General features: G+C 72.9%; 16 protein-coding genes and 3 pseudogenes. 12 read left to right on the top strand and 7 right to left on the bottom strand.

What is annotated here, in order from left to right; translation table 11 throughout:
• Positions 1–6: 6 nt before the first annotated feature.
• From MCM47_RS13060 to MCM47_RS13050, 3 genes are all read right to left on the bottom strand, one after another.
• Positions 7–624 (bottom strand): 2-hydroxychromene-2-carboxylate isomerase, encoded by a 618-nt coding sequence (locus tag MCM47_RS13060; RefSeq protein ID WP_238861719.1) that lies wholly within the window; start codon positions 622–624, stop codon positions 7–9.
• 76 nt (positions 625–700) lie between these two features.
• Positions 701–1447 carry a 3-oxoacyl-[acyl-carrier-protein] reductase gene (gene fabG / locus MCM47_RS13055; protein ID WP_238861718.1) on the bottom strand — a complete coding sequence of 249 codons (747 nt, stop codon included), beginning with the start codon at positions 1445–1447 and terminating at the stop codon, positions 701–703.
• Between the two features lie 164 nt (positions 1448–1611).
• Positions 1612–1863, bottom strand: a complete 252-nt coding sequence (locus MCM47_RS13050; RefSeq protein WP_238861717.1) for an acyl carrier protein — start codon at positions 1861–1863, stop codon at positions 1612–1614.
• A 756-nt stretch (positions 1864–2619) separates the two neighbouring features.
• On the opposite strand from MCM47_RS13050, the gene MCM47_RS13045 reads away from it, so the two are divergent.
• Complete coding sequence (locus tag MCM47_RS13045) at positions 2620–3783, top strand: 4-hydroxybenzoate 3-monooxygenase (protein WP_238862131.1); 1164 nt, start codon at positions 2620–2622, stop codon at positions 3781–3783.
• 38 nt (positions 3784–3821) lie between these two features.
• Positions 3822–5651 carry a methyltransferase gene (locus MCM47_RS13040; RefSeq protein WP_238861716.1) on the top strand — a complete coding sequence of 610 codons (1830 nt, stop codon included), beginning with the start codon at positions 3822–3824 and terminating at the stop codon, positions 5649–5651.
• A gap of 136 nt (positions 5652–5787) precedes the next feature.
• Here the strand turns inward: MCM47_RS13040 and MCM47_RS44000 are convergent, their stop codons facing one another.
• Entirely contained in the window at positions 5788–6543 is a 756-nt protein-coding gene (locus MCM47_RS44000; RefSeq protein WP_374209122.1) for a helix-turn-helix domain-containing protein, read from the bottom strand.
• A gap of 234 nt (positions 6544–6777) precedes the next feature.
• Between MCM47_RS44000 and MCM47_RS13020 the strand changes: the two genes are divergently transcribed.
• Positions 6778–7443 (top strand): DUF4097 family beta strand repeat-containing protein, encoded by a 666-nt coding sequence (locus tag MCM47_RS13020; protein ID WP_238862129.1) that lies wholly within the window; start codon positions 6778–6780, stop codon positions 7441–7443.
• Positions 7444–7738: 295 nt separating this feature from the next.
• Positions 7739–8605 carry a DUF4232 domain-containing protein gene (locus MCM47_RS13015; RefSeq protein ID WP_238861715.1) on the top strand — a complete coding sequence of 289 codons (867 nt, stop codon included), beginning with the start codon at positions 7739–7741 and terminating at the stop codon, positions 8603–8605.
• An 84-nt stretch (positions 8606–8689) separates the two neighbouring features.
• On the opposite strand, the pseudogene MCM47_RS13010 reads toward MCM47_RS13015, so the two are convergent.
• Positions 8690–8869: pseudogene (locus MCM47_RS13010) on the bottom strand (hypothetical protein); the annotation flags it as partial.
• Between the two features lie 3 nt (positions 8870–8872).
• On the opposite strand from MCM47_RS13010, the gene MCM47_RS41665 reads away from it, so the two are divergent.
• The 3 genes and pseudogenes from MCM47_RS41665 (at position 8873) to MCM47_RS13000 (ending at position 9816) form a co-directional block, all read left to right on the top strand.
• The gene (locus tag MCM47_RS41665; protein WP_255752134.1) at positions 8873–8998 is read left to right on the top strand and encodes a hypothetical protein; all 126 of its coding nucleotides are present in this window, start codon (positions 8873–8875) and stop codon (positions 8996–8998) included.
• A 68-nt stretch (positions 8999–9066) separates the two neighbouring features.
• A pseudogene (locus tag MCM47_RS13005) lies at positions 9067–9297 on the top strand (cytochrome c biogenesis protein CcdA); the annotation flags it as partial.
• Positions 9298–9468: 171 nt separating this feature from the next.
• Positions 9469–9816 carry a hypothetical protein gene (locus MCM47_RS13000; protein WP_238861714.1) on the top strand — a complete coding sequence of 116 codons (348 nt, stop codon included), beginning with the start codon at positions 9469–9471 and terminating at the stop codon, positions 9814–9816.
• A 327-nt stretch (positions 9817–10143) separates the two neighbouring features.
• Here MCM47_RS13000 and MCM47_RS12995 read toward each other — a convergent pair whose 3' ends face one another.
• The gene (locus MCM47_RS12995; RefSeq protein WP_238861713.1) at positions 10144–10632 is read right to left on the bottom strand and encodes a GNAT family N-acetyltransferase; all 489 of its coding nucleotides are present in this window, start codon (positions 10630–10632) and stop codon (positions 10144–10146) included.
• Positions 10633–11206: 574 nt separating this feature from the next.
• Here MCM47_RS12995 and MCM47_RS12990 point away from each other — a divergent pair.
• Together MCM47_RS12990 and MCM47_RS12985 are read left to right on the top strand one after the other, a co-directional pair.
• Entirely contained in the window at positions 11207–12130 is a 924-nt protein-coding gene (locus tag MCM47_RS12990; RefSeq protein WP_238861712.1) for an NAD(P)-dependent oxidoreductase, read from the top strand.
• Between the two features lie 457 nt (positions 12131–12587).
• Positions 12588–16346 (top strand): alpha/beta fold hydrolase, encoded by a 3759-nt coding sequence (locus MCM47_RS12985; protein ID WP_238861711.1) that lies wholly within the window; start codon positions 12588–12590, stop codon positions 16344–16346.
• Positions 16347–16418: 72 nt separating this feature from the next.
• On the opposite strand, the pseudogene MCM47_RS12980 reads toward MCM47_RS12985, so the two are convergent.
• Positions 16419–16524 (bottom strand): annotated as a pseudogene (locus MCM47_RS12980) (MerR family transcriptional regulator); the annotation flags it as partial.
• Between the two features lie 218 nt (positions 16525–16742).
• Here MCM47_RS12980 and MCM47_RS12975 point away from each other — a divergent pair.
• From MCM47_RS12975 to MCM47_RS12965, 3 genes are all read left to right on the top strand, one after another.
• Positions 16743–17690, top strand: coding sequence for an ABC transporter ATP-binding protein (locus MCM47_RS12975; RefSeq protein WP_238861710.1), 948 nt, complete (start codon positions 16743–16745; stop codon positions 17688–17690).
• Entirely contained in the window at positions 17687–18508 is an 822-nt protein-coding gene (locus MCM47_RS12970; protein WP_238861709.1) for an ABC transporter permease subunit, read from the top strand. Before MCM47_RS12975 ends, MCM47_RS12970 begins: the two co-directional genes overlap by 4 nt.
• 336 nt (positions 18509–18844) lie before the next feature.
• Positions 18845–19549, top strand: coding sequence for a response regulator transcription factor (locus tag MCM47_RS12965; protein WP_238861708.1), 705 nt, complete (start codon positions 18845–18847; stop codon positions 19547–19549).
• The last annotated feature ends 26 nt before the right edge of the window (positions 19550–19575 follow it).

The following is a 19575-nucleotide window of genomic DNA, read 5'->3' as shown; positions in this document are numbered from 1 at the left end:
AGGCCGTCAGTCCTGCTTTGCCCGGACGGCGGCGACGAAGCCGGGCAGGCGGTCGATGCCCCAGAACTTCTCGAAGCCGTCGATGAAGAACGGCACCCCGAAGACTCCGTCCTGATACACCTTGGTGAGCGCGGCCACACCGCGCTGCCGCAACCCCTCGTCCTGGTGGGCGAGGGCCAGGACGTGCTCGTCCAGCCCGAGCCGGCGCGCCACCCCGGCGACCACCTCCGGGTCCGAGATGTCCTCACCTCGCGCCCAGCGCGCCTGGGAGACCAGGTCGATGTACTCGCGTCCCAGGCCAAGGTCCTCAGCCCTGAGGTAGGCCAGGTGCGAGATGTCCCAGTCGGGGTCGCGGTCCACCGGCCATGTCATCTCCAGACCGCGCTCCTGGCACAGCCGGCGGGTGTCCTGCAGGATGTACATGTGCTTTTCGCGGGTCATCGGCACGTAAGCCAACTCCATGCCCGACTCGTTCAGTTGCCGCTGTATCTGCAGGCCCGGCTCCCAGTACGGGAACCAGTCGATCCGGTCGGCCACGTCGGCGTAGCGGGTGACCAGATCCCGGAAGGCCATCCACGAGTACGGGCTGCGCAGCGAGAAGTACCAGCGAGGCCGCGTGGCCATGACCGTCTCCAAGAGAGCGAGGGAACATGCGGGAAAGGGTGCGGCCGGCCCACCGGGTGGGCCGGCCGCGGCGGGATCAGATGGCGATGCCGCCGTCGATCTGCAGGACGGCGCCGGTGATGTACGCCGCGCGGTCGGAGGCGAGGTACGCGACCAGGTCGGCGACCTCCTCCGGCTGCCCCATCCGCCGCAGCGGAACGGAGGCCAGCGCCTCCTTGCGGGTCTTGCCCTCAAGCACCGCGGTCATGTCCGTCTCGATGAAGCCCGGGGCGACGGTGTTGACCCGGATCCCGTAGCGGCCGACCTCCTTGGCCAGCGACCGGGAGAAGGCGATGATGCCCGCCTTGGAGGCCGCGTAGTTCGTCTGGCCGGCGTGACCGTACACCCCGGCGACCGAGGAGAGGTTGACGATCGAGCCGGACTTCCGCTTCATCATCTCGAAGACGACGGAGCGGCAAAGGTGGTAGACGCCGTCGAGGTTGACGTCCATGACCTGGTGCCAGTCATGGTCTCCCATCATGACCAGCGGGTTGTCCCGGGTGATCCCGGCCGCAGTGACCGCGACGTCGATCGGCCCGAGTTCCTGCTCGGCCGCCCGGACCAGGGCTCGGACGGACTCCATGTCCGACACGTCGGCCCGCCGGGCCAGGATCCGCGCCCCGCTCCCTGCCGCCTCCTTCGCGACGGTGTCGGCCGCCTCCTGGTTCGCCTGGTAGCAGAAGGCGACGTCGTATCCGTCCTGAGCCAGGCGCAGCACGGTCGCCCGGCCGATACCACGCGATCCACCGGTGACCAGGGCAACCCGGTTCTTCTTCTCCGCCATGGATTCCTCTGTTGATCCGGGCCGCTGCTGCGCGGCGGCGTGCGTCATGACGTCCGTGGCTTGGTGCCGGACAAGTCCTGCGTGGCGGTCGGGCGGATCGCCCGACGGCCACAGCAGTCCTCGTCCTTCACCGGATCGCGTCGTCCGCGATCAGCCCGCCGGGACTACCAGCCCGCGCCTTCGCTGACGACCTCGTACACACCCTTGAGGTGAACCATGCGGGCCAGCTCGGCCTGGTCGATGACGATGCCGAACCGCTTCTCCAGCGCGGCCAGGATCTCGATGGCGCGCAGCGAGTCCGCGTCGTGCTCCTCCTTGAAGAGGCTGGTCTCGGTGACCTCGTCCTCCTCGAGCTCGAGAATGTCGCAGACGATCTCCTTGATCTCCGCAAATCGCTCGTCGTAGGTGTCGCCCATATCGATCAGACTCCTGTCGTCCCGGTAATTCCCACCAATTCGTGGCATGGCGGATTGCAGGCAAGTGAATCCGAGTCAGGGGCACCGGGCAATAACAGGTGCAGCAAGCTGCCAGTTCCCCGGATTTCGCGGACCGCGTCCGGTCGGCCGCGGCAGCAGGCTGCCGGGCCGCCTGTGGAGAAGGACGCGGCCAACCGGTGGCGGTCTAATCGAGGACGTCCCCTGGGCCGCCCGACGGGGAGAATCGCGTCCGCCCAGACATCGAAATCCGGAAATACCCGCAGCCGACCGGCCCGAACCGTGGCGAAGCCGCCGCTCACCTTGGACGACTACGCCGCCCTGGCGCGCACGGCGACGGCTCCGGCCACGCCGCGCCGTGATGCGCCGGTGGGCGTTCCTGCTGGAGCTGGTGGCCCACGGCCCGAAGCTCCCGCTCACCGAGCTGCGGCGCCTGATCCGGCAGGAGCCGGCCTGATCCGCCCGCCCGGGGCCGGTCCGGTGCGGAGCCTCCGCAGTGGACCGGCCCCGGGCGGCCCAGCACCCCACCCCACCGACGAGAGGGACGAATCATCGACGGTGGCTTCCGCTGACGGCCCGCGCCGCCCGCCCCCGGCGCCCACCGCCCGGTGACATGGAGATCATCACGCTATTCACACCCCCGGGTGATTTCGGCCGGTCCGTGTATCTACCGGTGGCTATGATCCACTTCTCGTGACGGAACGTCAGAACGATCGAGCGGCCGGCGGAACGGCCGACGTGGTCATCCTCGGTGCCGGGCCCGCCGGGCTGGTCCTCGCCAACCTCCTGCACGGCAGCGGCGTCGACTGCGTCGTCCTGGAACGCGCCGACCAGGACCACGTCCGGACCAGGGCCCGCGCCGGCTTCCTCGCCGCCAACACCGTGCGGATCCTGGAGCGTCACGGCCTCGCCGACGGCCTGCACCGCGCCGGCCGGGCCCACGGCACCTGCGAGTTCCGCACCGAGGACGGCCGCTTCCGGCTGGACTACGGCCGCCTCGGCCGCGGCGAACGGCACACCGTCTACCCCCAGCAGGAGCTGGTCACCGACCTGCTGAACCGGTTCCTCGACGCCGGCGGCCGGATCCGCTTCGAGACCGAGGCGCTGGCCGTGCACGACGCGGACGGCCCGCACCCGACCGTCACGGCCCGCGAGAAGGACGGCCGCCCCACCCGGTGGCGGGCCCGCTACGTCGCCGGCTGCGACGGCCGCCACGGCGCCGCGCGGCGCTCGCTGCCCCCGGGCACCCTGCGCCACCACCACGACCACGGCGCCAGCTGGCTCGGCCTGCTGGTCCAGGCGCCGCCCAGCCTCGACGCCGTCGGCTACGCCGTGCACCGGCGCGGCTTCGCCGGCCACATGGCCCGCACCGCCGAGGTCACCCGCTACTACCTGCAGTGCCCCCGCGGCACCCCGGCCGACGCCTGGACCGAGGAGCGCATCTGGCGCGAGCTGGACCTGCGGATGCGTGCCGCCGAACACGGCCCGCTACACCACGGCCCGGTCATCCACCGCGCCGTCGTCGACCTCGACTCCGACGTCGTCGAGCCGCTGCGCCACGGCGCGCTGCTGCTCGCCGGCGACGCCGCGAGCCTGCTCAGCCCCTCCGCCGCCAAGGGCGCCAACCTCGCCGTGCTGGCGGCGGAGCTCCTCGCCGAGGCCCTCGTCGACGACCTCGTGCACGGCGACCCCCGCGCCCTGGACCAGTACTCGCGCCGCTGCCTGGCGCACATCTGGCGCGCCCAGGAGTTCTCGCACTGGATGGTCCGCCTGCTGCACGCCGTTCCCGGACCGCACGGCCGGTCGCCGTTCGACGACTCCCTGCGCCGCGCGCGCCTGGAGTCGCTGCGCACCTCGCGCACCCACCAGGACTGGTTCGCCGAGAACTACGTCGGCGTCTGAGCGCCACCCCCGAGCACCGGAACGAGGACGCCCCCGCCATGACCACGACCGCCCCCACTCCCCCTGCCGCGCCCACCGGCGCCCTGCCCGCCGCTGCCCTGCCCGGCGGCGCGCTGCCCGGCGGCGCCTTGGCCACCGGCGCGCTGCCCACCGCCGCCACGACCCGCCCGGACGACGCGGCCCGGCTGCGCGCGACGGCCGACTTCGTCCGGCAGCAGGACACCGCCGCCCTGCTCCCGCTCCTGCTGCCCGGTCTCGACGGCCCCGAACTACGCGCCCTGGCCCGGCACACCCGGTTCGCGCACGCGGCGCTGCTGGTCTTCCCGCCGGGTCCGCAGGCCCTGCGCACGGACCTGGCCGCCTGTGGGCTGGCCGCCGACACCCCCGCCCACCCCAGCGTCGTCGTCCGGCAGCGGCTCGCCCTGCGACACCGGCGCGACCCGGGCGAACTCGACGTCGGCATCCTGCGCCCCGCCGTCCGCGGCAGCGACGGGGCGCACCGCACGGTCGAGGTGTTCACTCTGACCGTGGCGCCGGGCTCCGACCTGGACGGTCTGGCCGAGCACGAGCGGGCCCATCAGCACGAGGCGCACCTCGCCTTCGAGGTCGTCCGGCCGGACCCGCTGGTGCTGCGCGGCCTGTGCGCGATCCTCACGCGCCACGGGGCGACCGCCGACGGCGGCGGTTACAACCCCCACGAGGACGGCACGGTCCTCTACTTCACCGCGCCCGCCGGCTCCCGGGCCGGCTACCGGCGGGTGGAGCTCTACGCGCACGGCGACCACCGCGACGTGCTCGCCGCCCACCTGGACGAGCAGCGCGCACAGCACCCCGCCGAGGCCCTCCTGCGCCGGCTCACCGGCGCGTGGACGACCCAGGCCCTCGCGGCCTGCGCCCAGCTCGGCGTGCCCGACGCCATGGACACGGGCGCCGCCGTGGACGGCGAGGCGCTGGCCCGGCGGCTCGGCGCCCACCCGGGCAGCCTCGCCACGCTGCTGCGCTACCTCGCGATGCTCGGCGTCGTGGTCCGGGAGGGCGAGGCCTTCCGGCTCACCGACGTCGGCGCCCTGCTGCGCGCCGACGCCCCGGGGTCGCTGCGCCCGCTGGCCCTGCTGTACGGCGGCCCGTTCTACCGCTCCTTCGCCGGCCTCGCGCACACCGTGCGGACCGGGGAGACCGCCTTCGACCACCTCTTCGGCGAGAACCACTTCGACCACTTCGCCCGCGACCCCGAGCTCGCCGACCTGTTCGACCGGTCCATGGCCGCGAGCTCCCACATGTTCGAGCCGCTCCCCGCCCACCCCGTCCTCACGGCCGCCGGCCGGGCACCGGCCGGCGCGACCGTCGTCGACGTCGCCGGCGGCAACGGCGAACTGCTCGGCCGCGTCCTCGGCGCGCCCCCCCGCCTGCACGGCGTCCTGCTCGAACGCCCGCACGTCGTCGAGGCCGCCCGCCGCCGGCTGGACGCGGCCGGCTGCGGCGACCGGTGCAGCTACCGGACGGGCGACTTCGCAGACGTCCCCGCGGGTGGCGACGTCTACCTCCTCTCCCGGGTGCTGCACGACTGGGACGACGAACGCTGCCGCGAGATCCTGCGCCACTGCGCCCGTGCGATGCCCGCCCACGCCGACCTGCTCGTCGTCGAGCGCATCCTTCCCGCCGACGGCTCGGCCTCCCTGGCCACCGCCTGGGACCTGCACATGATGTGCAACGTCGGCGGTCGGGAACGCCGCGAGGACCACTACGCCCGGCTGCTCGCCGACGCGGGGCTCACCCTCGTGGACCGCTCGCCGCTGCCCCTGGACGCCAGTGTCCTGCACGCCCGCAAGGCCGCCGCGCCCCGCCGCGCCCCCCACCCCGCGACGTGAAGCGGCCCCGCCCGGCCGCCCGCCCCGGCCGAGCGCCCCGGGCCGAACGGCAACGCCGGGCGGCGTCACGGCGGTCGAGAGGGATCACCGGATCGCGCGGCATCCGGCCGCCCCGCCGACGGCGCCCCGGCGCCGCCTAGCCGCGGTCCGGGGTCGGTTCGGCGGCCGGGGCCGCGGGGGGTTCGGCCCGGGTGTAGAGGACTTCGCGGGCCTGCTCCGCAGCGCGCATGATGCCCTCGGAGACGAAGTCGAGGAAGCGGGCGACGTTCTCCAGACGGGTGGCGGCCGGGGTGCCGGGGCCGAGGATGGTGACGCCCTGACGTGCGGCCTCGACGAACTTGGCGTTGTCCCGGGCGCTGCGGATCATCGACTGGTACCAGAGGTCGTCGTCGACGATGTAGCGCTCGCGGCGGCGCTCGTCGCGTTCCCGGCGGACGAGGTCCAGGCTCTCCAGGAACGTGATCGCCTTGGAGATGGACGCCGGACTGACCTGGAGGCGCTGGGCGAGCTCGGACGCGGTGAGGCTGCCCGCGTCGGTGGCGTAGAGGCTCGCCATCACCCGCGCCGTCATCTTGGGCAGGCCCGACTGCATGAGGACGGTGGTGAGCATCTCCTCGAAGTCGCGCACGGCGTCGGCGTCGCGTCCGTTCAGCTGGGGGACGGCCTCCGGCCCGCGGGAGGAGGCGGGCTTGCGCCGGTGGGCGCGGCGTTCGGTGGCCCGGTGGGCCAGGTCGGCGCGGTAGGCGGTGGGACCGCCGTTGCGCATCACCTCACGCGTGATCGTCGAGGTCGGACGTTCGAGGCGGCGCGCGATCTCGGCGTAGGGGAGGCTGTCGGCCAGCCCCAGCGCGATCTGCTGGCGTTCCTGCTGGGTGAGCCTGCCTCCCGGCATCGCGATCTCCTCGGTGGGTCGTCCATGGTGGGCCCTGCCGGCCCAGCATAGCGTTCACTTCTCACCCATTGCAATGACCGACGCGGCCGCCATTGCGTTACCTTCGCAACCGTTGCAACGATTTCGAACCCACTACCTGCAGTTATGCCGATTTCACGCAACGGGATGGTTGCCACTCAATGGAAAGCAACGTAGCGTTTCTGGTGTCAGAAAGAGCGAGCCCAGGAGGGCATGATGCAGAAGTTCGACACCCCCGCACCGATCGCGGTCGTCCTGGACATCCCCGCCGGGCGCATCCAGCTGATCGCCGCCGACCGCACCGACACCGCCGTCGAGGTCCGGCCGGTCAACCCCGCCAAGCGGCGCGACGTCCAGGCGGCCGAGCAGACCACCGTCGTCCACGCCGACGGCGTCCTGCGGATCCACGCCTCCGGATCCAGGAACCAGTTGTTCGGCCCCTCCGGCTCCGTGGAGGTCACCGTCAAGCTGCCCGTCGGCTCCCGCGTCGAGGCCAGGACCGCCGCCTCCGAGCTCCGCGGCGTCGGCCGCCTCGGCGACGTGGCCTTCGACGGCGCGTACCGCCAGATCAAGATCGACGAGGCCGCGAGCGTCCGCCTCACCGCGACCGACGGCGACGTCGAGATCGGCCGGCTCAACGGCCCCGCCGAGATCAGCACCCAGCGGGGCGACATCCGGATCACCGAGGCCCTCCGCGGCACGGTCGTCCTCAGCACCCGGTCCGGCGACATCACCGTCGGCGCCGCCGCCGGCGTCTCGGCCACCCTGGACGCCGGCACCGGCTACGGCCGCATCAGCAACGCCCTCAAGAACAACGGCAGCGCCGAACTCGACATCCGCGCCACCACCTCCCACGGTGACATCACCGCCCGCAGCCTCTGATCCCCACCCCGCGCATCCCCGCGCCCGGGGCGGCCCCCACACCCGCACTCCCACCCGCACCGGCACCACCGGCCCCCGCGGTCGACCGCGCTCGCACCACCCACCTCATGCCATCTGCGCGCCGCCCCTCGCGCGATCAGGATGGTCGCGAGCGCGGTGAGCCGTGCGTTGCAGGACTGTTGCACGGGAAGTGGCGCCTCTCACAGCCGTTCGGCGCGGAGCGTGATCGCATCGACGGATGCGTCGATTCCCAGTTCCCACCGGCATGCTGACGACCCGACGGCCCATGGCGGCTATGGCGGCGACCGCAGCGGCGGCCGTGGTCACCGCCGCCCTGGTCGCGGGCTGCGGGTCCGTGGCGGCGACGACCGCGGCCTCGGGGGCTTCCGGGAGCGCCGGGCCGTGCGGCGCGCCGCCGGGGTCGGCGGCACCCGCCGCGCAGAGCGGGGTGCGGATCACCGCCGCCGGCCCGGTGTGCGCGGAGTACGAGGTGACCAATCCGGGCACCGAACCGTCCGACGTCACGGTGGTGTTCAGCCGGCTCTCGGCGGACGGCGGCGCACTGGACAACGTGACGCGGACCGTACCGGCGGTCGCTCCGGGCGCCACCGTGCAGGCACGGGTCGACCTGGGTGGGCGCGGGACCGCACAGCCCGGCGCCACCCCTCGGGTGAAGATCATCAAGGTCCGCCGGGTCCCCAGCGCCGAGGCCCCGCAGCCCGCCGGCCCGTGCCCGCCGTCAGGGCTTCGCCTGTACGCCGACGAAGGCGACGCCGCCATGGGCCTGCGCGTGGTCGGCCTCCACCTGCGCAACTGCGGCAGCACCACGGTGACCGTCAACGGCTATCCGAAGCCGGAACTGCTCGACCTGGAGCACCGGCCGGTCACCGGAGTGCGCATCCTGCCGGGCGGCGCCGAGATCGCCACCGGCACCGGCGCGGACGACCCGCCGCAGGAGATCGCGCTGCAACCGGGCCAGGGCGCCCGCGCCACTCTGGTGTGGCGCAACACCGCACAGGACGGCACCCCGATGAACGTCCCCTACGTACGGGTCCGGGCCTTCCCGGGCGCGGCCCCCGTGACGGTCTCCCCGGACCTCGACCTCGGCACCACCGGACGCCTCGGCGTCGGCGCCTGGAAGAGGGAGGACGGTCCGGCGTGACCCGCTCGCCACGCCGGACCGCCGACCGGCACGGCCCGGACACCGGCCTCCCGCCCCACCGGCCGTCAGCGGGGCCCCGGTGTCTCAGGCGCGCCCCGGGTGGACGCTGAGGTCTCCGTAGGCCGGCAGGACGCCGACCAGGTCGCCGGGCTTGCCGCGCAGCACCACGTCCAGGAAGGCCAGCGTGGCTGCGGCGACGACGCGCGGGCTCTCGGTGCGGCCCAGGGAACCGACGATCGAGGGCACGGGCGGCAGGTAGAGCGGTGGGTGAGCGCGAGGGCCGGCCGGTCGAGGGCCGGCGAGGTGGGACCGTCCGGCCAGCGGGTCGGCGGCCCCGCCCCGGTCGAGGCCGTGGTCTTCGCCTACGAGAGCCGCCTCGTCCAGCCGGCGTGACCGCCGCCGGGGCCGGCGGCGCCGTGCCGTCCGGTCGGGCGGCCGTCGTCCCGCGCCGGCGGGGCGTGCGCGGCGCCCTGCTGATGACCGCCTACTGCCTCGGCCTGGGACTCCCGTTCGTCCTCGCCGCCCTGGCCTTCCGACGCGCCCTCGGCGCGTTCGCCCGGCTCAAGCGGCACGACGTCCGGGGGACCCGGATCGGCGGCCTCCTGGTCGCCGCCGGCCTCCTCCTGGTCACCGGCCCGTGGGACCAACTCAATGGCCAGCTTAGGACGTTGGCCGTCACCGTCGAGGGCTGACCCCGGCCGGTGCACCCGCCGCGCCAGGCGCCACCGCCCGCCTCGCCTACGCGTCCCGCAACCGACCTGCTATCGTGACGCCCCGACACTTTGAACGTGTTCAATATTGGGGGCGGAGTGAGTACTGCGGACTTGGGTGGGCCGGTACCGCGGGCGGCGCGGATCCTGGTGGTGCTGGCGACGCTGTGCGCGGCACCGACGCTGGCGTGGGTGGCCGTCGGCGGCGGAACCTTCATCGACGGTCCGCTGGTGCTCGGTTCACTGGCGACACCCGCACCCCTCTTCGCACGCGATGCGGACAACTTCCGAACGGCTTGTCGGATCGTCGGCTGCGGGGTGCTGGCGGGATCGGCCGTCGGGCTCCTCTTCGGTATGTTCATGCTGGTACCGGCGGGCGTCGTTCTGCTCGCGGCGGCAAGCCGATCGCGCCCGGGGTCCCCCCGCCTCCCGATGCCGGCCGGCGCCGTGGTGCTGCTGGTGACCCTCGTCCTGGCCGGCTGGGCGTTCGGCCGCCCTTGATCGGGCCGCACTCCCGGGCGCCATCACCTGCCGACTGGAGATCGCGGGAGAGGGTCCCGTCGGCGCCGGCGCCGAGATCGGCCACGGCGCGCAGACGGACAGGCCCCGAAGACCGCCTCGGCCACCAAGCCCTCACCAGGGGTCACTCCGTCCCGTCGGAGCTCTACGGCCCCCGGGGCGCCACGGGTTCGGGAACTTCCCCCGCAGGTCCCGTGGACCAGGGAACTCCTGTGCGCCGACGAGGCGGCCGGCGTGCGCTACCTCGCCGTTCCCTGCCGGGTCGGAACGCCGCGAAGGTGCCGGGTCGGAACGCCGCGAAGTCCAGCGTCACACCAGCTCCTTGCGCATCAGCGTGCACATCGTCTCGTACCGCTGGAGCGAGCCGTCCTCCCCCTCCACGTCCCAGGAGTCGAGCTCGCGGCTGAAGGCCCGGTAGCCCAGGCGTTCGTAGAGGGCACGGGCACGCGGGTTGCTCTCCTCGACGCCGAGTTCGGCGCGGGTCAGGCCCCGGGCGCTGATCCGCTGCTCGGCCGAGCGGATCAGCAGCGTGCCGATCCCGCAGGACTGCAGGGCCGGGTGGACGGCGAGTTGCCAGAGCGTGCCGGCGCCGGCCTTGACCGTGTAGTCGATGCCGCCGACCGCCACCGGTCGCCCGACCGGCGTGCAGACCGCCAGGTAGTCGATCTCGCCCGCCTCGGCGCGGCGGATCTGGTGGACGAGCTCGCGCACGTGCTTGGGTGAGCCTGCCCAGCCGCAGAACGGCAGGTCCTCCTCGGTGAGGCCGCGCACCGACAGGTGCAGCCTGATCTCGGTCATCACCGCATCCCTTCGACTCCGACTGAGGCCGTCGCCCATTCCAGCAAGCCGACCCCCGCGCCGTCCAAGGGTTTCGGACCGTGGTCGCGCTTGGAGCGGATCACCTCGCGCACCTGCTCGCGCCTGGGCGGGTGCGGGTCCAGGCCGTACAGCCGGGCTCGCGGCGCTGGGGACGCGGCTCGGTCTTCCGTCGCAGCGCCTTGATCAGATCGGCGACGTCCTCAGCGGCGCGGACCGGGCGTGGCAGCTGAGCGGAACGGCCCACGAGCCGGCTTCGCCCTACGCACGCCAGCGGGCGTAGCTCACGCCAAGGGCTTCGAGACCGAGGAGGCTCAGCACTTCTCCGCCTGTCGCACGGCCTGGCCGGGCGGGCTGGCGCAGCCGGCCCCACCCGGGCACCGCCCATCGGCGCCTCGCCACCACGCCGAGGCGGCGCCGACCTGATGAGACGACACACCACCCGCAGTGATCCAGATCACTTGCACCGCTGTCACGTTCACCGCCGCCCGACTGTCCCATGGGCGACTCCGACACACGGAGCCGAACACGACGACGACAGGGAAGCGGGACGGTCATGAAGGTACTGATGGCGGGCGCGAGCGGTGTGCTGGGCCGGAAGGTCGTCCGCGAGCTGCGCGCGGCGGGCCACGAGGTCGCCGGACTCGGCCGCGGCGAGGGAAACAGCGTCCGGGCGGACCTGCTGGACCGCGAGGCCGTGCTGCGCGCGGTGGACGGACTCTCCTTCGACGCGGTCGTGCACGCGGCCACCGCGCTGCAGGGCAGGTCGATGATGCGCCACCAGGACATGGCCGCCACCAACCTGCTGCGCACCGACGGCACCGCGAACCTGATCGCCGCCGCCCGGGAGACCGGAGCGCACCGCATCGTGGTCGAGTCGATGATGTTCGGATACGGCTACGGCGACCACGGAGCCGGCGAACTCACCGAGGACGGCGCCCCCTTCGGCCCCGCCCAGGGCAACCCCTGGCTGGAGCGGCACGTCGGTGCGATGCGCGTCAAGGAGGAGTTGGCCTTCACCGCGGACGGCCTGGAGGCGATCAGCCTGCGCTTCGGCCTGTTCTACGGCACCGGCGTCACCGAGAGCACCGTGCTGCCGATGCTGCGCAAGCGAGCCCTGCCCGTCGTCGCGGACCACGGCCGCGCCCTGTCCTGGGTGGACGTCGACGACGCGGCCCGCGCCGTCGCCGCCGCGCTCGAAGGCGGCCGCGCCGGCCAGGCCTACAACATCGCCGACGACACCCCGCTCGGCTTCGGCAGCCACGTCCGCGCGGTCGCCGACGCCTTCGGCGCCCCCGCGCCGATGACCGTCCCCCTGTGGCTGCTGCGCCCGGCACCGCTGGCCCACACCATCATGTCCACCAACCTGCGGCTGGCCAACGCCAAGGCCAAGACCGAACTCGGGTGGGCGCCGACCCACCCGAGCAGTGTGGAGGGGCTCAAGCCCCTTGCCGCCGCGAGCCGGCACCGGGCGGCCTGACCCGCGCCATCGACGTCTCTGCGTCCGTCGAGCCGGCTCAGCAGCTGACTGACGCGGCATTGTGGGCAGGGCCGTCCGGGTAGCGGCCGTGGAGGTGGGCGGCGATGGTGACCCGGTCGCCGGTCTCGGGGCGCACGGGACCTCGAACAGGGCCATGGCAGGTTCGAGCGAGCGCGGGTCCGTCACGTCCCCGATGGTGGTGTGGTCCGCGTCGAAGCAGAGGATCTCGCGGCCGTCGGCGAGCTTGGCGGCGGTCTTCTTCACCGCAGTCGGATCCAAGTCGCCTTCGTGGAAAGCCGGGGCCAGCTACGCAAGGATCTGTCCAGCTTTGCGCAGACCCTTACGCAGGCCCCGACCCGCGAGCATCGCCTTCTGATTCACCCGATCCGGTTGGCGGCTCGGTGAGTAGTCTGGCGGCCTGGGAAGTTCGGGGAGCTGGCCGAAGGGGGTGCCCGCGGTGCTGGGTGTGGTGATGGTGCACGGCTTCATGTCGGGCCCGGAGGTGTGGGACCGCTTCAGCGGTCTGATCGGCGAGGACGCGGATCTGGCCGGAGCGCAGGTGTTGCGCTTCGGGTACCGAACCAAGCTCTGGAAGCCGTTGAACCCCACGCGGGCGATCCCGTCGCTGGACACGGTGGCGGACAGCCTGAAGGAGTTCCTGCGGACGGACGCCGAACGGTTCGAGCGGTTGGTGCTGTTGGGCCACAGCATGGGCGGACTGGTGATCCAGCGCCATCTGGTGCGGATGCTCGCCGACGGCCACGGTCGCCAGCTGGACCGCATCAAGCGAGTCGTGCTGCTGGCCACCCCAAGCGCCGGCTCCGTGCTGGGTCTGGAGGCCCGCCGGGCGCTGCTGCGCGGAAATCCTCAGGAGAAGCAGCTGCGTCCGCTGAACGAGCAGATCAGCGACACGCTGAGCAGGGTCTTGAAGAGCGTCGTCAACGCGACCGAGCCGTCCGACTACACCTGCCCGATCCCCTTCTCGGTCTTCGCCGGCGAGGAGGACGGCGTCGTCCCCCGAGCATCCGCGCAGACGGTCTTCCCCGACGCCGCAGTTCTGCCCGGTACCCACTTCACCGTCGTCCAGCCCGACTCGGCCACGCACCGCAGCTACACCACCGTCAAGCGGCTGTTGCTGGAGGCGGGCACCGACAGCGACCCCCCGGATGGCACCGTGACCATCCTCGGGCCCGCCGCCCTGGAGGTCCACACTGCCGCCCACCCCGACAAGGCAACCACCCCCTCGGCATGGCTGACGCCCTACCTGCTGCGCGACCACGACCACGAGCTGCGCGACGCGCTTCGCCCGGCGCTCGCCGGCGGGCCGTCCCGTCTGGTCGTCCTCGTCGGCGAGTCCTCCACTGGCAAGACCCGAGCCCTGTACGAGGCCCTGATCACCCTTGCCCCCCATCACCCGTTGCTCCGCCCGGCCGGCGCTGCCGACCTGCTGGACATGCTCGTGGCCGGCCGCGTTCGGCCGGGCACAGTCCTGTGGCTCAACGAGGCTCACCGTTTCCTGTACGACACCGACGGCAAGGCCGCAGCCGAACAGCTCCACGCTCTGCTTCAGCGAAGCTCCGGAATCATCGCCGTTGCGACCCTCTGGCGTGAGCCGTACTGGAACGAACTCACCTCCGACCATCCGGGGGCGCCGTACGCAGCCGCGAAGGCCTTGCTCACGCATCCAGCCCTCGCCACTCGAATCAGCGTCCCCCACTGCCTGTCCGAGGCCGACCTTCGGGCCTGGACGGGCCTCGGCTCCAGGCGATCCGATCCGCGGCTCCGGGAAGCTCTGAACGCCGGAGCCTCCGACGGGCGCGTCGTCCAGCACCTCAGCGGTGGACCGGAACTCGTGGGCGCCTACACCGCAGGCCCTGGTACCCACTACACCCACCAGGAGCACGCGCTCCTCACCGCTGCGCTCGACGCACGCCGGCTCGGCCACCGGGCCCCGCTGACCGCCGGCCTCCTTGCCCACGCCGCCGACGGCGCCCTCGACGCCCGCCACCGGGCCGCCGACTCCGACTGGGCGCACGTCGTCCTCGACGGTCTCGCCTGCGGAGTCCGAGCCGACGGCACCCGCACGGACGTCCGTAACACGATCACCCCGCTCATCGCCGTCCGCAGCCGAGCCGGAGAGCCCGCTCGCTACGAACCGGCCGACTACCTGCATCAGCACACGCTCCATCGCCGTGCCGACCGACCTGGTGACCCGTCCTTCTGGGAAGCCGTGACCGTCCACCCGCTTGAACGGGATGACGTGGTCCGACTCGCGCAGGCAGCCTGGGATCGAGGGTTCCGCCGGACTTCCGTTCGGCTGTGGGATCGAGCGATCCGGGCCGGATACCCCACACTGGCCCTGGTGAATCTCGGAAGAGAGCTGGATCCCGATCACACAGGTGGCGCCATGAGCGTCCGCTTCGCCGACCCGACCAAGCCGCGCGCAGTCGCCGATCTCCTGGACGCGCTGCACCAGGCCGGCGCCGACGAGGCTGTAGAGGCGCTCTTGGCAACCGACCCCGCCACCTCCGCAGACCTCGGCGATCTGTCTGCGGTGGCACAGCTCGTGGACGTGCTGCACCGGGCCGGGGCTGACGAAGCCATCAGGACCTTGGGAGTACGGGCCGCCGGCCACGACGACCTGACCGATCCGTCCGCAGTGGCACAGCTGGTGGACGCGCTGCAGCTGGCCGGGCTCCGTGAAGCCGCCAGGACCCTGGGGACACGAGCCGCCAGCCACACCGACGTGTCCCATCCGCGCACAGTGGCACAGCTGGTGGACGCACTGCACCTGGCCAGGCTGACGGAAGCCGCCAGGACCCTGGCGGAACGGGCCGCCGGCCACACCGACGTGTCCAAACCGCGCACGGTGGCACAGCTGGTGAAGGCGCTGCACCTGGCCAGGCTCACTGAAGCCGCCAGGACCCTGGGGGTGCGAGCCGCCGACCACGCCGACCTGACCGATCCGTCCGGAGTGCGCGTTCTGCTGCTCTCCCTTGACCGGGCCGGGCTCGGCGAAGCCGTCGGGACCTTGGGGGTGCGAGCCGCCCGCCATGCCGACCTGACCGATCCGTATGCGGTGGCGCGATTGCTGGAAGACCTGCAGGAGGCCGGGGTCGAGGAGGCCGTGCAGACATTGCTGGCCCTCGACCCTGCCAGTCACGCCAACCCGATCGATCTGCCCGGGGTTTCCTATCTACTGAACGAGCTGCGCGAGGCCAGGGCTGACGAAGCCGCCAGAACCCTGGAAGCACGAGCTGTCAGCGACGCTGACCTGACCGATCCGCGCGCGGTGGCCGATCTGCTGGACGCGCTGCACCAAGCCGGGGCGGACGAAGCCGCCAGGACCCTGGGGACACGAGCCGCCGACCACACCAGAGTGACCAAGCCGTCCGCAGTGGCCCAGCTGCTGAACTCGCTTCATCAGGCCGGGGCTGACGAGGCTGTCCAGGCATTGCTGGCCCTGGACCCAGCCGGCCACGCCGAGGTGACCAGCCCGCGCGCGGTGGCCGATCTGCTGGACGCGCTGCACCGAGCCGGGGCGGACGAAGCCGCCAGGATCCTGGGAGCACGAGCCGCCCACCTCACCGACCTGACCGATCCGAGCGCGGTGGCGCAGCTGCTGGACGCACTGCACCGGCACGGGGCTGCCGAAGCCGCCAGGACCCTGGGCACACGAGCCGCGACGGACACCGACGCGACCGAGGCGTCCACGGTGGCCAGATTGTTGAGTGCCCTCTGCCGAGCCGGGGCTGACGAGGCTGTCCAGGCATTGCTGGCCCTCGATCCAGCCGGCCACGCCGACGTGACCGATCCGCGCGCGGTGGCCGATCTGCTGGACGCGCTGCACCGAGCCGGGGCGGACGAAGCCGCCAGGACCCTGGGAGCACGAGCCGCCCACCTCACCGACCTGACCGATCCGAGCGCGGTGGCGCAGCTGCTGGACGCACTGCACCGGCACGGGGCTGCCGAAGCCGCCAGGACCCTGGGGACACGAGCCGCGACGGACACCACGGTGTTCGACGGGAGACCCACACTCACGCTGCTGCGTGCTCTAGGCGACACCGAGCACTGCAGTCTGGAGACGCTGGTTGCGCGACTGGTGAACGCCGGACACCATCCCGACAGCTACGCACCTTACGGGCGAACACCTGAAGGTCGGACGGATTCGAGCTGGGTCCTGCGCGAAGTCATCCGCGGCGTTCCCAACGACTGACCTCGCGCAGGCGCGCGCACGGGACCACGAGAGGGGCCGGGGTCATGGACGATGCCGGCCTCCGCCGGGCTGGGTGAAGGCCCAGGACGCGGATCTGCACTGCCAGTGATTCGGCGTGCGCCGCGGCGACCTCGGGAAGCGAGAGCTCGCGGTCCACGGCCTTGCGGATCGTGGGAAGTGTCTGCTTCTCCCCGGGGTCGCCTTCGCCGTCGACTGACCGGTGCGCGCTGGCGAAGGGCCGAGGGGGCCGCCGTGCCGGGACCTTCAGCCCCGGTGCCGCCCGACCGCCGATTCGGGGGCCGAGAGGCCTGCCGAACAGGGCCGACAAGCCCCTGTCACCCCCCTGCTCGGTGCGGTGCAGTGGGGACGCGAGCCGACGCCGCCGCAGAGGCGGCCATGACCGAGGGAGCCGCGATGGAGCGTGAGGCGCCGGCCATAGAACTGGCCGGACTGACCAAGTACTACGGTCGCAAGGCGGGGGTGGACCACCTCGACCTGACCGTGCGGCGGGGCGAGGTCTTCGGGTTCCTGGGCCCCAACGGCGCCGGGAAGACCACCACCATCCGCTGCCTGGTGGGCCTGCTGCGGCCCAGCGCCGGACGGATCCGGCTTCTGGGCCTGGACCCGCTCGCCGACCGTCCGCGCCTGGCCCCGCAGCTGGGCTACCTGCCGGGAGAACTTCGCCTGTACCCGGAGCTCACGGGCGCTCAGACGCTGCAGCTGCTCGGTGACCTGCAGGGCGCCGCGACGCCCCGGCGCGCGCAGCTGTGCGAGCGGCTCGGGCTGACGGCCGCCGATCTGGCCCGGCCGGTGCGGGAGTACTCGCGGGGGATGAAGCAGAAACTCGGCCTGGTGCAGGCGCTGCAGCACGATCCCGAGCTGGTGGTCCTCGACGAGCCCACCGAGGGTCTCGATCCGTTGGTCCAGGAGGTCTTCTTCGCGCTACTGGCGGAGGCGGCACACGCGGGCCGCACGGTCCTGCTGTCGAGCCACGTGCTGCCCGAGGTGCAACGGGCCTGCGGCCGGGTGGCGCTCGTGCGGGCGGGGCGGCTGGTTGCGGTGCGGACCGTGTCCACCCTGCGGCAGGAGCGCGCCCGGCGGGTGCGGCTGGTCCTGGCCGACGGCCTCGGGGCCCGGGCCCTGGGGCCGGCGGAGCGCTGGGCGCCGCGCTGGCACGGCGACGAGCTCCACCTGCTCGTCCCGCCGGCGGAGCTGGTCGCGGGAGTGCGCGAGCTGCTGGCCGCGCTGCCGGTGAAGGACCTGTCGGTGGAGGAGGCCGGACTGGACGAGGCGTTCCTCGACCTGTACCGGCAGGACGCCGAAGCAGTGGAGGTACGGTCATGAGAGCCCGGTTTCCCTTGTTCTGGCTGGCTCTGCACCGGCGCCGCCGGATGCTGGCGCTGCTGGCCTCCGGCATGGTCGTCTTCGAGGCGCTGATCGTGGCCGTCATCCGGGCGGTGCCGCCCGCCCAGCTCTTCGGCGGAACCGGCTCGGTCGCCCCGGACGCGCTCAAGGCCTTCTCCGGATCGACCGGGGACGTCTCCATCGCCAGCTACCCCGGCCTGCTGGGGGCCGGCCTGGTGCACCCGTTCTGGATCGCCATGCAGTTGACGGCGATCGGCTCGCTCGCAGCGGCTGCCGTCGCAACCGACGTCGAGGCCGGCACCATCGAGCTGCTGATGGTCCGCCCGGTCTCCCGCCCGAGGCTGCTCGCCGAACGGGGCGCCGCCGTGCTCGCGGCCGTACTGGCGCTCAACGGCGCTGCCACGCTGGCGGTCGCCGGCGGAGTGGCACTCTCCCCCGCCCTTCACCACGCGGTCGCCCTGCGCGGGGTAGTCGCGGCCGGCCTCGCAGGCTGCGCGTTCACGCTCTGCCTGTCGGGTCCGGCTCTGGCCGTCTCGGCCGCGGCTCGCCACCGGGCCCAGGTGATCGGTGCCACCATCGCGTTCGGCGCCGTCGGCTTCGCCGTCAACTTCATCGCCATGGCCTGGCACCCGGCCGCGCCGCTGCGCTACCTCAGCCCGTTCCACTACTACACGCCGGGCGACGCGCTCGCCCACGGAACGATCACGTGGGGCCCGTTCGCCGTCCTGGTAGCCGTCGGGTTCGCCGGGATCGCCGCCGCGCTTCCGCTCCTGCTGCGCCGGGACCTGGCTCCCTGAGCCCCGAGCTTCCCTCACCCTGCCCGGGCACCGACCCGGCCGAGGACGCTCGGGCCCGTCCGCCCGTGGCGCCGCGGCCTGCCTGCGGCTCTGCTGCGCCGCCCCGGACCGGCCGGCTGCCCCACCCCACGGATTCCGCGCTGAGCCGCCCCGGTCGCAGTCGCACGGCGCGACCCTCGCCGCGGCTCCCGTGGCCGGTTCCGTCCGTCCATGAGCTGGAGCATGGAGAATGGGGGCCGTCCGGCCCTGGCGCACGAGCCGGATCGGGCGTCAGACTGCCCGACGGTCCCACTCGCCCCGCTCCGGTGGCGGGTCCAGGCGGGTACGGAGAAGTTGATGGCGGACAGCACGGCGGACCGGGCGAGCGGACCCGACGCGGTGAAGGTGTTCCTGCTCGACGACCACGAGGTGGTCCGCCGCGGCGTGCACGACCTGCTGGACGCCGAACCCGACCTGACCGTCATCGGCGAGGCCGCAACGGTCGAGCAGGCACTCGCGCGGGTCCCGGCGCTCCGTCCCGACGTGGCGATCCTCGACATGCGGCTTCCGGACGGCGACGGCGTGACCGTCTGCCGCGAGCTGCGCTCGCGCATGCCCGAGCTGGCCTGCCTCATCCTCACCTCCTTCGACGACGAGGAGGCGCTGCTCGACTCGATCATGGCCGGCGCCTCTGGGTACGTGTTGAAGCAGATCAGTGGCACGGACCTGGTCTCCGCGGTGCGCACGGTCGCCGCCGGGCAGTCCATGCTCGATCCCGGCGCCACCACGCGTCTGATGGCCCGCCTTCGCGGCGACACCGCCCCGCAAGCCTCCGACCTTCCGCAGCTCACGGACCGGGAGCGCGAGATCCTCGCGCTGGTCGGCGAAGGCCTGACCAACCGCCAGATCGGCCAGCGCCTCTACCTCGCCGAGAAGACCGTCAAGAACCACATCTCCCGGCTGCTGGCCAAGCTCGGCGTGGAGCGCCGCGTCCAGGCCGCCGTCATCGCCACCCAGGCCCTGGCCGCCCACGACCAGGCGTCCGGCCGGCGCGTCCACTGACACCTGTCACCGGCAGTCGGACCACC

The sequence above is a fragment of the Kitasatospora sp. A2-31 genome, assembly GCF_022288725.1.
GTDB lineage: Bacteria > Actinomycetota > Actinomycetes > Streptomycetales > Streptomycetaceae > Kitasatospora.
Note: the sequence above shows the minus strand (reverse complement) of the source record. Positions and strands in the feature narration are given on the sequence as shown.